Origin of the sequence: Terribacillus jepli, assembly GCF_047228925.1 — a bacterium.
Lineage (GTDB): Bacteria > Bacillota > Bacilli > Bacillales > Amphibacillaceae > Terribacillus.
In genome coordinates this window covers 26,768-40,912 of record NZ_JBFEGH010000016.1, presented here as the reverse complement: position 1 = coordinate 40,912, position 14,145 = coordinate 26,768, and the positions used below count along the sequence as shown (strand labels likewise).

The following is a 14,145-nucleotide window of genomic DNA, read 5'->3' as shown; positions in this document are numbered from 1 at the left end:
CCGACAGCCTGCAATCAAGTACTCCCCTTCTGCAGTGTCGAAATCACATCAATTCGTTCAGCGGATTTGCTCCATGGTACATACAATTCATGCGGCAGCTTTCCGCTCCTATAGCACGCATGCATCGTCTTATCCAAATCGATGACGGTCCTGCCATTCTTCGCTGTCTTTGAAATTACTTCGTTAGGGAATGGCTGTACAGCCGCTTTATCATGATGTAATGCATCAATGATCGCCGCATGACCGAGCGCAGTTTCAAAGGTGCATGGAATCTCCCTGCCATCTGTCAGCGCTGCAATGCAATAATCCAACTTATCCAAATGATTCGCCTGCGGATTGCCATAGACTTTCTCCTGACCATCTTCCGTGTACCCAGTGATGATGCCTTGGTCAAGATTGCAATCATAGATGATATTTCCTTTTTCGAAAGTGTAACTGAACTGCGGACCATGCTCTGTCTCTGTAGCATGTGATCCATAAAAAAGCAGTTCGCACCCTTCATCTGTATAAAAACGGATGGCGCATGTATCAAATGTTTCTATGTCATTGGCTCGGTACAGCTCAGCTTCCAGGCGTTTGACGCCGACAGTCCCCTGCAGCTCCTGACCCAGCATGTAAAGCATATTATGGATGAAGTGAGCCGCAGCATTATTGGCTACACTATCGCGAATTTGCCGTCCATCTTGCGCACACAGCTTCCCTGCCCAAGCCGAACGAGAAAAATAGGCTTCATCCCGCGGCCACAGCACCAAGGTTTTCAGCTGCTTCGGCTTTCCGTAGACCCCTTTTTGGATATCCTTTTTCAGCTCAAGGATCGGCGCAGTGAACGACCAGTTGAAACCGATAGCAGCCCACTTGCCTGAGTCTGAAATTGCCTCTTCCCATTTCACCCGATCACGCATATCAGCGAAAATCGGTTTTTCACAAAGAACATTTGATCCATGCCGAAGTGCAAAAATTGCCTGCTCGGTATGCAGATGGATGGGCGTCGCAATAATCGCCAAGTCTGCTTGCCTTTGTTGATAAAAAGCGGCCAGGCTCGTATAAATCGGAATACCTCGCTGCTTCACATGTTTCAGAAGACTGCTTTTTTCCGGATCGATCTCTACGATACCTGCAAATATAATATCCTCCCGTTTCAGCAATGCGTTCAAGTAATGCTCGCCGTATCCATTCATGCCAACTAAAACGACTGCTTGCTTCATCTTCTCTCCCCTGCCTTTGTCAGGCTGATAGCTTGCTCTTGCGCTTGGATGGCCAGAGCCGCTGCCTGGAAAGTATGTTCCTGACGCATTGCCGTCTCCGTCCCCAGCATACAATCATCAATCAACTGTCCGAAATATGGAATGCCGACCTTTCCTTTAGCCGGGAAGTAGACCTCTTCATGGTCCGTTACCACGTACAGATGATCTCCTTCCGCCGATCGTGCCACATCCGTGTATTTGCGCAGTTCCACAAACCCATTCGTGCCGTGCAGCACCGTTCGTCCGTCTCCCCAGACCCGAAGCCCTTTGGGTGTGAACCAATCGACACGGAAGTATTGGCTGACGCCTGTATTTGTAACAAGTGTGGCATCACCGAAATCCTGCCAGTCACCATACTGCGGATGGGCATAATTCGCCACCTTGCTATGCAGCACCTTCGCTTCGTTACATCTTGCATAATGAAGCAGCTGTTCGATTTGATGGCTGCCGATATCACAAAGGATCCCCCCGTTTTTCCCGGGATCGAAAAACCATGCCGGTCTCGTTTGTGCCTGCAGTCGATGCGGACCGGAACCGGTGAGCTGGAATAGCTCCCCGATCAGTCCTTCCTGTACAATCTCATCAGCAAGCAAAGCAGCTTCCACTGCTAATCGCTCGCTGTAAAATACCGCCCATTTCTTTCCCGATCGGCGCACCGCATCCTCCGCAGCATGCAATTGAGCCATCGTCGTGAATGGCGCTTTTGCAGACAGAAAATGCTTGTCATGTTCCAACACCTGAACACCTAATGCCCCCCGCGCAGACGGCACGATACTTGTAGCCACCAGATCAACTCCGCTATGCAATATCTCCGACAGCTCCGCCACGACTTTTCCTGTTTGGAATTCCGCCGATAGTGCATGTGCCTGATCAGGATTACGGTCATAGATATGCACAAGCTGTGCCCCTGCATCCAATAAACCTTGCACCATACCATAGATGTGCGGGTGATCCAGCCCAGCAACGGAAAAAGTGAAAGGAACGATTTCCCGGTTAGCAGCCGCTTCAGCAGCTCTTTGGGCCAGCTCCTCCAATTGGTTCAGCAGTGCCATATAAATACTCCCCTTCATACATGTGCCTGATAGCATCGCTTCATTTGATGAAGCACTTCATCTCCCGGCTGATCCCAAATTTCCTGATTGATGATTTCCACTTCGATTGGCCCATGATAGCCCGCTTCCTCCACCATATTGCGCATCTCGCGCAGATCGATGACACCGTCTCCCATCATGGCCCTTCCTTTGAACATATCCTTCATCGGTACCTTCCAATCCGATACGTGGAACCCGAGAATCTTACCCTTGGCACGGGCAATTTGCTTCTCAAGCTCTGGATCCCACCAAACATGGAAGGCATCGACCACCACCCCTAGATGATCGGATTGAAGTTTTTCAGCCAGTGTGTTCGCCTGTCCCAGTGTATTGATCACCGAGCGGTCAGCCGCATACATCGGGTGAAGCGGCTCGATTCCAAGCTTTACACCCATCTCTTCCGCATACGGCAGGATTGCCTCAATTCCTGCCTCCACCCAATGACGAGCCTGCGCAATATTTTTATCGGAAGCGGGTCCACATACGAGTACCAGTACATCGGTCCCCAATGCCTTTGCATCTTCTATCGCCCGTTTATTGTCGTCGATACGCTGCTGTCTCTCCTGCTCTGTCGCTGCCGGGAACATCCCGCCGCGGCAAAGACTGGAAACTTGTACGCCGTATTCGGTCAACAGCTTTTTCGCTTCTTTCACACCGACTGCTTCCAGCTTGTGACGCCAAATCGAAATCCAGTGGATATCATGGCGGGCACATCCTTGGATTGCTTCATTCAGGGACCAGTTTTCTGTCGTAATCTGATTGAGACTGAGAAGCTGCAAATCTGCCTTTGTCATGACATCACCTTCTGTTCGATGCCTGCAAGCTTCAGTACAAGCTGCATCCGCTCCGCCGCAAGTGTTGGGTCCACCAAGACACCCGCCTGATCAGCCAGACGGAATAGCTCACTCAAATGAACAACCGATCTAGCCCCTTCCGCTCCACCGATCATCCGGAAATGTGATTGATAACCATTCAGATAGGCTAGGAAAACGACTCCTGTTTTGTACGCGTACGTCGGCGTTTCAAAGATATGCCTTGCAAGCGGTACCGTTTTATCGAAAATCTCCCGATATCCTTCCAGATCATCGGCATCAAGTGCACGCAGCGCCTCGGATGCAGCTGGTGCAATCGCATCGAATATCCCGAGCAGTGCGTGACTGTATTGCTCGCCATCCCCTTGAATCAACTCTGGATAATTAAAATCGTCTCCTGTATACATCCGGACAGATGCCGGCAGTTTGGATCGCATCTCGATCTCCCTGTCTTTATCCAGCAAAGAAATTTTAATTCCGTCGATTTTCGTTTCATGCTGGTGAATCAAATCAAGACAAGCGTCCATCGCCTGGCTGATTGCTTCCGCTCCCCAGTAGCCTGTCAACTTCGGATCAAACATTGGCCCGAGCCAATGCAGGATGACTGGCTGTTTCACTCCTCCAAGCACATGCCCGTATACATCCTTGTAATCCGCGGCAGATCGGCCACTGGCAGCCAATGCGCGGCTTGCCATCAGAATGATCCGGCTCCCGGCGCCTTCGACAAATGTACACTGCTCCTCATAGGCTTGCTTGATCTCTGACATCGTATACGTCCTGTCTGCCGGCAAATGATCCGTCCCAGCGCCGGATGCAAGCACTGCATTCTCCTTTTTTGCCTCCACCGCACTTAGCGAAATCAATTCCTTAGCCATCTCCCATGTAAGACCCATACCGCGTTGTGCTGTATCCATTGCTTCTGCAACCCCGAAACCAAGCTTCCATAATGCTTTGCGATACGCCAAAGTAGCATCCCAATCAACGGCTCCGCCAAGGATGGGATGTGCAATGGACGTTGCATCTGCAACCACATGAGCTGCAGAATAAGCAATTCTTGTTCGGAAGGTTCCCTCGGCCGGATAAGAGGAAGCCGGATGGACCAGTTTATATTCTTCCAGTTTGCGCCCTTGCTTCGGTAAAAGAATCGTTGTCATGCAGCTTCCTCCTTTTAATCATCCAGACTCGGAACAGTGACCCATTTCTTCTCACGCCAAGCTTCCAGCCCTAAATCCGATAGCTGGGTGCCTTTTGCACCTTCCAGCAAGTCCCAAGGGAATGCTGCATTCTCTTCCACATGTTTCAGGAACAATTCCCATTGAATCTTGAATCCATTATCATAAGTGCGGTTTTCCGGTAATGTCTCCCACTGGGAACGGAAATCGATTGTATTTGGAATATCCGGATTCCATACCGGCTTTGGCGTTGTCACCCGATGCTGGATCTTGCAATCACGAAGACCCGCCACCGCGCTTCCCAATGTTCCATCCACCTGGAAAGTAACCAAATCATCACGATCGACCCTTGTCGTCCACGAGGAATTAGCCTGGACAACTATCCCGTTCTTAAGAGCAAAAATAGCATAAGCAGCATCATCAGCCGTTGCTTTGTAGCGATTGCCCGCTTCATCTACACGGTACGGGATATGTGTTGCTCCAAGACAGGTCAAGCTATCGATTTCCCCGAAAAGATGGTCGATGACATATCGCCAATGGGCAAACATATCGACGATGATACCGCCGCCGTCCTCAGCTCGGTAATTCCAGCTCGGCCGCTGTGCTTCCTGCCAATCGCCCTCGAACACCCAGTAGCCGAAGTCCAGTTTTACAGAAAGAATCTCCCCGAAGTAATTGCTATCGATCAAATGTTTCAGCTTCTGAAGGCCCGGAAGGAACAGCTTATCTTGTACGACGCCATTTTTCACACCAGCCTCGCGTGCCAATCTGGCCAGCTCCAAAGATCCTTCCAGGCTGGTTGCCGTCGGTTTCTCACAATAAATATGCTTCCCAGCCGCAATGGCCTGCTTGATGCTTGCTTCCCTACGATTGGTCGTCTGTGAATCAAAATAAATCTGATTATAATCATCGGCCAAGGCTGCATCTAAGTTGGTACTATAACGATCCACATCATTTTCCCGTGCAAGCTTTGCAAGTTTTTCTTCATTGCGCCCGATGAGAATCGGATCCGGCATCAATCTGTCCCCGCTCGAAAGCAGCACACCGCCTTCTGCCCGTATCGCAGCGATAGACCGGATAAGATGCTGGTTCGTTCCCATCCTTCCTGTTACACCGTTCATGATTATCCCAATTTTTTTAGTCGCCATTCCGCGCCCTCCCACTATCCAATTTAAGGATAGTATAAGTAAAGCGTTTACATTTTTCTTATCAATCTTTTCCGTTATTCTCAATTCCGGAAATCATCTGTCGTTCGCCGATAAACATTCGGTGTGACACCTACATATTTTTTGAAGACACGATAAAATGTCGAGACCGCTTCAAATCCAACTTCAAAGCAAATCGAGACAATTTCCCTATCAGATTCACGCAGCATTTTCTTCACTTTCAGCAGCCGGACCTCTGTCAGGAATTGATAGGGTGTCATATCATACATTTCTTTGAAAATTTGATTCATGTAACGGCTGCTCACACCTGCTTTGGCAGCAACTTCTTCCATACTGGCAATCTCGAAATATCTTGTTTCCAAGTGATGCTTGAGCCATTTCGCCCGTCTTGTATTTGTGTCCTGCGTCGTATCTCCCCGCTGCATGATAGCAAGCTGGTACAGCACCTGCGAGAGCAGGAGCTTCAACCCCATCGTATGAATCGGGTGTCCCTGCGATTGCTCAAACAGCATCTTGCGCAACAATTGACGAATCTCACTGCTTTCGAATAGGGATAGATCCAAGACTCGCGCTTTAGCAAATACCGGTTCGACAAGATAAGATATAACATCTTCAGCCAGATGCCGGAAATCGAATTCCAGCACGAGCACTGTCATTTTAGAATCGGCTTGGATGGCATGGATTGTATGCGGAGAGATAAGCACAATGCTATCAGGATGCAGCTTCTGGATTTCCATATCCAATTCACATTTTCCTTCTCCATCCAGGACGTATAGCAGCTGATGGGTGTTATGCTGATGCCGGGCGACTTCATTCTTTTCCTGATGTTTATTTTCATAAAGTTTAATCAATAGACGTTACCTCCAGTAAAAAAGGCCAGGATGCATATGGGGCATCCCGGCCTTTTTATTTACCTTATCAAGCTTCCAGACGCGGAAGCTGTTCTTGTTCAAGGATGCGCAGTTCAACCAAAATGATCTGATGATTATCCATTTCGATAACTTCCCACTCATTTCCTGCTGCATCCACCACAGTTGTCTGTGAATCCACTTCATCATTCTTAACAAAAATCCAGCCGCCTATCGTATCAACATCGTCCCGGTTGTCGAATACAAAGCCGAATCGATCCTCCAAATCATCCAGCAGCACACGGCCGTTGATATGGTATGTCAGATCAGAAACTTCCTGTACATCCGGTACCTCATCTTCATCAAATTCATCGTGGATTTCTCCAACGATTTCTTCAAGGATGTCCTCCATCGTCAGGATCCCTGCAGTACCGCCATATTCATCCACAACAAGTGCAATATGCACGCGTTCTGTCTGCATCTTCAGTAGAGCATCCTGCAAGGATGTTCCCTCATGGATGAGCGGCAGCTCATGAATGAAATTAGGCAGACTCTGTCTTCTGCCTGCAGCAAAATCCGTCAGCATTTCCTTCACATTGACGAAGCCGATGATATGGTCCTTATCACCATCCTCCGTCACCAAATAACGTGTGAACTGGTGTTCATCGATGATGTCAATCACTTCAGCAGCAGTCATGGACTTCTCCAAAGTGACCACCTGTGTCCGCGGTACCATGATATCCTTCGCTACGCGTTCGTCAAATGTAAAGATGTTTTCCATATAACTAAGTTCTGTTTTGTTGATTTCACCACTTTGATAGCTTTGCGTCATGATAATGCGCAATTCTTCTTCCGAGTGTGCCGATTCATGGGCTGCCGGTTTCACGCCGAACAGCTTCAGAAACACACGAGCAGAACCATTCAGCAAGTAAATGAATGGTGCCATCAGCTTACCGAACCAATACAGCGGCGGCCCTAGAATCAATGTCAATTGCTCTGTATACTGGATTGCCAATGTCTTTGGCGCCAATTCACCAATCACCACATGCAAGAATGTAACGGACGCAAAGGCAATGGCATAAGACAGAACCGTAGACAAGGAATCAGACAGCCCGATTTCGTGGAATAACGGATGAAGCATTTTCTCCACGGTCGGTTCACCTAACGCACCCAAGACAAGCGCGGTTACAGTGATACCAAGCTGACAGGCCGACAGATAATAATCCAGGTTATCCACTAGTTTCTTTACGATGGTTGCCCGTTTATTGCCCTCTGCGACCAGCTGATCGATTCGCGACATACGCACTTTCACAACTGAAAACTCTGCACCTACGAAAAAGGCCGTAAAAATGATGAATAACACAACTAAACTTAAATTAATGACTATTGATGGGTCCAATTAATTCCCTTCTCTACTTGAAGGGACTCACCTCACTTATTTGATTGATAGTTTACAAGCCGATTAATAAAATAGCTGCGACGCCTCGACGAGGAGCAGCGCTAGCAAAACTTCTGTCATAAGTGGTTGTTATTCTCAGCAAAGCCTCCCCAATGCAATCTCCTCCTTTTTGGCATCTACGCTAAAATCCGTACTTGCCTATCATCTTTCGCACATTTTTCATTGGCGAATACAAGCTTGGTCTGCAGCTCATAGACCAATGTACCGGAGCTCGGTTCCAGTTCCTCTGGCAATCGGAACGTGAACGGCTTGTCGATCTGTTCATTTGATTTCAGCTGCTTGGACATGAAGATGCTTATAACATTCTTTATATTCACTATTTTATCGGTTGCGCTGTTTTTTATAACCAAATCGCAATCCAATCTATTTAAATCCTGATCCTTCCAGCCTCCAAGAAGCCGAATGTGCCCTTCGATCTTATCGCCTGCATGATAGCTTGCCTGATTCAGTTCGAGCGTGATGGATGGTGCTCGCCGCTGCATCAACTCTAAGCATTTCTTCAACACCGAAATAATTCCTCCATTAACATATACTAAACGAAAAGGACCCCCACAATGTGAAGGTCCCGTCTGTAATCAATCTTCACCAAATTGGCAAAGGTCTGGCAAACAACATGACGTTGTCAGTTAAACCGGCGACAGCAAGCTATCACGTATTGTCGACTTAACTGGAAGCTACTCCCCTTTGGAGCAATCACAATCTTATTCTATTAATCTTCAATATAGTCTACATGATTGTCATTCCTCTGTCAATATACCCCAAATCACATACGATTGAGCGGATACATGGCAGAAGCGAAGTAACGGTCATGAAGGATATGGTGGTGATGGCGTTCATGGCCAAGCATCATATAAGCCAGTGCCCGGACCGATGTGACATGGCCGTTTGCCATTCCCTGCCTGATCCAGTCCTGATCACTCAGCGATTCCACTAAAGCAATCGTTGATGCACGAACTGCCCTGTATTGCGCCAGCAGGCTCGCCACTGTCATCTGGGTGAATTTTGCTTGCTCCACATAGGAATCCTCATCAAAACCTGGCAGAGGCGTCATATCTCCGCGGGCAACGGTAAGCAGCCGGTAAGAAAGGATTCTTTCCGTATCTGTAAGATGGCCAATCATTTCTTTGATCGTCCATTTTCCAGCATCATAAGCAAAGCTTGCCTGCTCATCAGTCAGCCCTTGCAAAAGATTCGTTGTCTGTCGCTCCTGTTCCTTTAACAAGGCAACAATATTTCCCTCCGGAACGAGATTCATGTAATCTTGGTAATAAGCAGGATATTCTGTTTTACTAGGTTTCTCTTGCATGGGATCACCTTTTTCTTTATATGATTACAAGCCGAAAAAAGAAGGGGCTTTATAGAGGACGATATCGCTATTTTCCCGACGAGTAAAGCAAACAGTCCACATTTTGGTGAAAATAACCACAAAGCAGGAAACACACACTGAAATTACGAAAGGTGGACCAGCTTTTTTACTATTTTTATGCACCTACTTCCCAGTTCGTGCGTATAAATGACTGTATAAGCCTTGTCCCAAAGAAAAGGAGTGCTGGAGATGGCTGATTTTGAGCAGCTTGCCGAGCAGATTCAGATGTCAGGTTCCGATACGATGCCCGATTTGACAGCGTATCCCGCCTCTTTAGTCCTGATCGGGACCGGCAGGAGCGCATTTGCATTCCGCCTTAATGATTCCTCTAAAGTAATGAAGGTGTTCTTTCCCGCTTTCCGTCACATCGCAGCGGAGGAAGCGGAAATCTATAAAACGCTTGAAAACAATCATTTCTTTCCAGCGCTGCACGAAGCAGGTGACGGTTATTTGGTAATCGATTACATCCCTGGCCAAACCCTATACGATTGCCTGCGTGAGGGCATCCGCATAACCGATCATCATATTGCAGATATCGATAATGCATTGGCACATGCAGCAGCAGAAGGATTGAACCCATCTGATATCCACCTCCGGAATATCCTCATTACACCGGGAGGAGATATCCGATTGATCGACCCAGCGCGATTCCGTCAGCAGAAGCACTGCACACAATGGGAGGACCTGCACCGGGCTTATAAGAGATTCTACAAGAAAAAGCTCTTCCCAAAAAAGATACCAGGCTTTCTGTTGGAGCTGATCGCCTACCTATACAAAAGACGGAAATCCATCACCATTCAAGCACCGAATAAAGCCATTCACTAAAGGAGACGCATAACATGACAACTACCATATCACAAGCAGAAGCCTATCAAATTGAACGAATTGTCCATAGCGGACTGGGACGGGAACAAACAGCTGAGCTGATCGAATCAGGTAATATAAGCGCCATCCAGGGTAGTTACCCAAAAGCCGACCCTGAAATGCTGCAAGAACAAAAAAGCAAGCTCACAGCTGCTTTGAAAGATGGCTACAGCATTTCATTCCCCACCTTCAACGGCATACGCAACCTTCTTCAGTTGCGCTTCGGCTTGGAAGAAGACAAAGATTACACCACAGATGACAAGACAGTTCGCGGGTTGAAGGCTGACGAAGCTACAATCGCCATTCTGCGCATGATGTTTGAACCTATATGGAAAGTGGAAAAAAGCAGCGATAAACTATCCATCACACATATCAGCAAATTATAAAAAAAATGCCGACGCATGCGTCGGCATTTCCATTCCGCAAGGGAATCTCTTATTTAACAGCTTCTTTGAAATCTTTACCTGCTTTGAAAGCTGGAGCTTTGGAAGCAGGGATAGTGATTTCTTCACCAGTCTGCGGGTTACGGCCAGTACGTGCCGCACGCTCCCTCACTTCGAAAGTACCGAAACCTACAAGCTGTACTTTTTCGTCTTTAGCTAATGTTTCAGAGATTGTTTCAAGAAGTGCATCAACTGCTTTGCTTGCATCTTTTTTAGATAGTTCTGCTTGTTGCGCTACTGCTTCTACTAATTCTGCTTTGTTCATGAAAAACACCTCATTTAATAAATTTATACATAACCTTCACCTGATGTAAAAGCTGTATGTTTGTGTTTAATATGCAGGAACATTGCTGCTCCCGTATTTCCTTATTATAGCATGTATCCTGGCTTCCATGGCTATTAATCTGCATTCTTAACATTGCTGCAACAGCATTTTCACAGGTTTTCCATTTGCGAGATATCAACCGGATGATACAGTTATTCCCAATAAACAGAATTGTAACCCTATTAAGTTGACTTATGCAAAGATTTTACATGGTCTTTCACTTTCTGGATATTATCCATCTTATTATCCCAGCACTTTTGACTGAGATCGACAGGATATTCCTCCGGCGCTTTCGGACGTTTATACTCATCCCATAGAAGAGAAAGATTCGCCTTCGCGTAAGTCTTGATATCGTCAATAGCCGGAAGCTCGTAAACAAGCTTGCCATCCTGGAAGATTGTCTGATGCAAATCGACTGCGTCATAATTCGTTACGAACTTACTGACATACGTATGGACAGGATGGAACATTTTCAGATGATCCTCTTCCTGTGGATTCTCATCCTCCATGGCGATGTAGTCCCCTTCGGATTTTTTATTGATCCGATTGACGATCCGGTAAACCTTCTTCAAGCCTGGTGTCGATACTTTCTCTGGATTGGCACTGATTTTAATCGTATCCTGCATGGCACCATCATCTTCTATGCTCACCAGTTTGTACACCGCACCTAAAGCAGGCTGATCGTAAGCAGTAATCAGTTTCGTACCAATACCCCAAATATCGATTTTCGCCCCTTGTGATTTCAAGCTCTGAATCGTTTCTTCGTCAAGATCATTCGATGCGGAAATCTTCGTTTCAGTAAATCCAGCATCATCCAACGCTTTCCGAGCCTTTTTGGACAAGTAAGCTAAGTCTCCGCTATCCAGTCTTATCGCAGTGAACTTAATCTTATCACCTTGCTCCTTCGCAACACGGATGGCATTCGGTACACCAGAACGAAGGGTGTCATATGTGTCGACAAGGAATGTACAATTCGTATGTCGCTCTGCATACTTGGTGAATGCTGTATATTCATCACGGTAAGCCTGAATCATTGAATGCGCCAGTGTCCCTGCTACCGGAATGCCGAATTTCTTGCCCGCACGGACATTCGACGTTGCCTCAAATCCGCCGATATAGGCCGCTCTCGTACCCCATACTGCTGCATCCAGCTCATGTGCACGACGACTGCCCATCTCCAGTGCAATCTCATCGCCTAGCAGAAGCTTGATTCTGGATGCCTTTGTGGCAATCAGCGTCTGGTAATTGACGATATTTAAAATTGCCGTCTCTACCAGCTGCGCCTCAGCCAGCGGTGCCTCGATCCGCATAAGCGGCTCATTGCTGAAGACAAGCTCCCCCTCTACAACAGAATGAACAGTTCCAGTAAAGCGTAAATCCTTCAAGTAAGCCAGGAAATCTTCCCCATAGTCAAGCTCATCCTTTAAATACGCCAGATCACTCTCTGTGAAACGGAATTGCTGTAAATATTCTATAACGCGTTCCAATCCTGCAAATATGGCAAAGCCATTACCGAACGGCAGCTTGCGGAACGAAACCTCGAACACTGCCTTTCTTTCATGGACCCCATCATTCCAATACGTCTCCGCCATATTGATTTGATAAAGATCTGTATGTAAAGTCAGTCCATCATCTGGATATTGCGAACTCATGCTTGAAACCTCCACTAATCAGCCCTTCTTCTGACAGCTGTTTTCCCGTATCCGTTTACATTAGGGGACGGGTATCTTATTCGTTCCATCTATTGTACCGCAAAACTGGTAAAAAACATAAAAAAATGCCGAAAACATCGAAAGATGCTTTCGGCTGTCCGATCAATGTATCTGCTGAATACCCGCGATATGGATTATCATTCGTTTCTTCTCATCATTTTCCAGACAAAGCGTTTGGTCCAAGAGATTCAGATTATGATATCTTCCGGTAAAGGTATGCAGCGTACCGTTCTCATAGTAAGAGATCGTCATATCACCGTTTTCCTTAAGCGCTTTCAAGATCACCCTCAGCCTCCCCTTTCTGTATACCTCACACTTTATACTGTTAGTATACGCGATAAAGTAACCGCTTACACATTACAGTGTGACCAATTTGTGAAGTTTTATACATAAAGAAAGGTATCTTTCAAGGCTTGATATGCAAGGAAAGAATTCTTTTAAAACAATCCAGTAATTCAGCTGATTTTATATATAAAGGGAGCTGCGTTGTCACTCACATCGCAGCCCCTGGCTTTTCCTCCAGCACTAGCGAATATTCACCCACCTGTCCCTCTTCGTAAAGATTGGTGATGCTCGTACTATATTGTTTGATCGCGGCCTTGAAAGCAAGGTTATCTTCAGGAACTTCCACCTGAAAATCATCCTTATAGAGCAAAACCGCCACATCATGATAAGCTTCGCTTGTCACTGGGAATTTAAACTTGATCTCCTGCAACTGCTTTCCACTTTTATCGACATATTGATGCGCATATTCATATGCGGCCAATTCCATACCGTTCACAAACACTTTTCTATTCATGTCATCGCTCCTTTACCTATAAGTGTATCACCTCCTTGATAAACAATACAAAACTGAGCATGGCGCTTAAAGCTTCGTGTAATGCTCGATGCAATCCCGCAGAAAATGGGCTGCACCATTTCCAGCCTTGTCGTCATAATAAACCGTAAAACGATCATCCTGGACATACATCTCCGCTAAATGTGCATGCGCTTCTTTTGAATAGTCCGGCCATGTGAATGACAGCCATTCTCGATGCAGCTCAGCCACTCGCATGGCTTCTTGTCCAGCAGGATCTCCTTGCTGCATTGCACTTTTCAGCTTTTCAAATAAACACCGTTCCACTTCCTGCATCTTTTTGTACTGCTCTTCCGATAATCCCCGGAACTTCTGATTGGCAGCTTCGACTGTTTGTTCGCCATATGCTTCCCTGATCTCTTCCCCGTACAATGCTTCATTTTCCGCAATTTTCTTTTCCTTGAAGCCTGTGAACTTCTCGTTATCCGTCATTCGGACCTTCCTTTCCATTGCATGAATGCTTTTTTCAACGTTTCCAAGGAGCATACGAATACGTTCCTGCTCTTTTAGTAAGCTATCCCTGTGCTCCTCCAATGCCTTCTTCCTATCGAATCCCGGCGAATGAATGATGGACTTGATTGTATCCAGATCAACTTCCAACTCCCGGTAAAAGAGAATCTGCTGCAGCAAATCCACCTCTTTTTCCGTATAAATACGGTAGCCGCTCGCATTGATTTCAGCCGGTCGGAGCAGGTCGATTTGATCGTAATAACGCAATGTACGTTTACTCACACCAGCAAGCTCCGCAAGCTTTTGAACGGTATATATCATCATGCTTCCTCCCCTC

Annotated in this window: 16 protein-coding genes; 2 read left to right on the top strand and 14 right to left on the bottom strand. The window is 46.8% G+C overall.

What is annotated here, in order from left to right; genetic code table 11:
• Positions 1-14: 14 nt before the first annotated feature.
• From AB1K91_RS16120 to AB1K91_RS16080, 9 genes are all read right to left on the bottom strand, one after another.
• Positions 15-1,205 carry a Gfo/Idh/MocA family protein gene (locus tag AB1K91_RS16120; RefSeq protein ID WP_413091297.1) on the bottom strand — a complete coding sequence of 397 codons (1,191 nt, stop codon included), beginning with the start codon at positions 1,203-1,205 and terminating at the stop codon, positions 15-17.
• Positions 1,202-2,296 (bottom strand): Gfo/Idh/MocA family protein, encoded by a 1,095-nt coding sequence (locus AB1K91_RS16115; RefSeq protein ID WP_413091295.1) that lies wholly within the window; start codon positions 2,294-2,296, stop codon positions 1,202-1,204. The genes AB1K91_RS16120 and AB1K91_RS16115 overlap by 4 nt, the downstream gene beginning before the upstream one ends.
• Positions 2,297-2,310: 14 nt before the next feature.
• The gene (locus tag AB1K91_RS16110) at positions 2,311-3,129 is read right to left on the bottom strand and encodes a sugar phosphate isomerase/epimerase family protein (RefSeq protein ID WP_413091293.1); all 819 of its coding nucleotides are present in this window, start codon (positions 3,127-3,129) and stop codon (positions 2,311-2,313) included.
• Positions 3,126-4,301 carry a dihydrodipicolinate synthase family protein gene (locus tag AB1K91_RS16105; protein WP_413091291.1) on the bottom strand — a complete coding sequence of 392 codons (1,176 nt, stop codon included), beginning with the start codon at positions 4,299-4,301 and terminating at the stop codon, positions 3,126-3,128. The genes AB1K91_RS16110 and AB1K91_RS16105 overlap by 4 nt, the downstream gene beginning before the upstream one ends.
• 14 nt (positions 4,302-4,315) lie before the next feature.
• Entirely contained in the window at positions 4,316-5,467 is a 1,152-nt protein-coding gene (locus AB1K91_RS16100; protein ID WP_413091290.1) for a Gfo/Idh/MocA family protein, read from the bottom strand.
• A gap of 80 nt (positions 5,468-5,547) precedes the next feature.
• Positions 5,548-6,336, bottom strand: coding sequence for an AraC family transcriptional regulator (locus AB1K91_RS16095; protein ID WP_413091288.1), 789 nt, complete (start codon positions 6,334-6,336; stop codon positions 5,548-5,550).
• 67 nt (positions 6,337-6,403) lie between these two features.
• Positions 6,404-7,732, bottom strand: coding sequence for a hemolysin family protein (locus tag AB1K91_RS16090; RefSeq protein WP_413091286.1), 1,329 nt, complete (start codon positions 7,730-7,732; stop codon positions 6,404-6,406).
• A gap of 176 nt (positions 7,733-7,908) precedes the next feature.
• Positions 7,909-8,298, bottom strand: a complete 390-nt coding sequence (locus AB1K91_RS16085) for a sporulation protein (RefSeq protein ID WP_413091284.1) — start codon at positions 8,296-8,298, stop codon at positions 7,909-7,911.
• 257 nt (positions 8,299-8,555) lie between these two features.
• Positions 8,556-9,098 (bottom strand): DinB family protein, encoded by a 543-nt coding sequence (locus tag AB1K91_RS16080; RefSeq protein ID WP_413091282.1) that lies wholly within the window; start codon positions 9,096-9,098, stop codon positions 8,556-8,558.
• Positions 9,099-9,347: 249 nt separating this feature from the next.
• Between AB1K91_RS16080 and AB1K91_RS16075 the strand changes: the two genes are divergently transcribed.
• Positions 9,348-9,983, top strand: coding sequence for a protein kinase family protein (locus AB1K91_RS16075; protein ID WP_413091280.1), 636 nt, complete (start codon positions 9,348-9,350; stop codon positions 9,981-9,983).
• A gap of 14 nt (positions 9,984-9,997) precedes the next feature.
• Positions 9,998-10,408 (top strand): hypothetical protein, encoded by a 411-nt coding sequence (locus tag AB1K91_RS16070; RefSeq protein ID WP_413091278.1) that lies wholly within the window; start codon positions 9,998-10,000, stop codon positions 10,406-10,408.
• Positions 10,409-10,457: 49 nt separating this feature from the next.
• Here the strand turns inward: AB1K91_RS16070 and AB1K91_RS16065 are convergent, their stop codons facing one another.
• The 5 genes from AB1K91_RS16065 to AB1K91_RS16045 form a co-directional block, all read right to left on the bottom strand.
• Positions 10,458-10,730 carry an HU family DNA-binding protein gene (locus tag AB1K91_RS16065; RefSeq protein ID WP_093727965.1) on the bottom strand — a complete coding sequence of 91 codons (273 nt, stop codon included), beginning with the start codon at positions 10,728-10,730 and terminating at the stop codon, positions 10,458-10,460.
• A gap of 242 nt (positions 10,731-10,972) precedes the next feature.
• On the bottom strand, positions 10,973-12,442 hold the full coding sequence (locus tag AB1K91_RS16060) for a nicotinate phosphoribosyltransferase (RefSeq protein WP_413091276.1): 1,470 nt from the start codon (positions 12,440-12,442) through the stop codon (positions 10,973-10,975).
• Positions 12,443-12,604: 162 nt separating this feature from the next.
• Positions 12,605-12,787, bottom strand: a complete 183-nt coding sequence (locus AB1K91_RS16055; RefSeq protein WP_095216313.1) for a YolD-like family protein — start codon at positions 12,785-12,787, stop codon at positions 12,605-12,607.
• 208 nt (positions 12,788-12,995) lie between these two features.
• Positions 12,996-13,301 (bottom strand): DUF3219 family protein, encoded by a 306-nt coding sequence (locus AB1K91_RS16050; RefSeq protein ID WP_413091274.1) that lies wholly within the window; start codon positions 13,299-13,301, stop codon positions 12,996-12,998.
• 66 nt (positions 13,302-13,367) lie between these two features.
• Positions 13,368-14,132, bottom strand: coding sequence for a MerR family transcriptional regulator (locus AB1K91_RS16045; RefSeq protein ID WP_413091272.1), 765 nt, complete (start codon positions 14,130-14,132; stop codon positions 13,368-13,370).
• Positions 14,133-14,145: the final 13 nt, after the last annotated feature.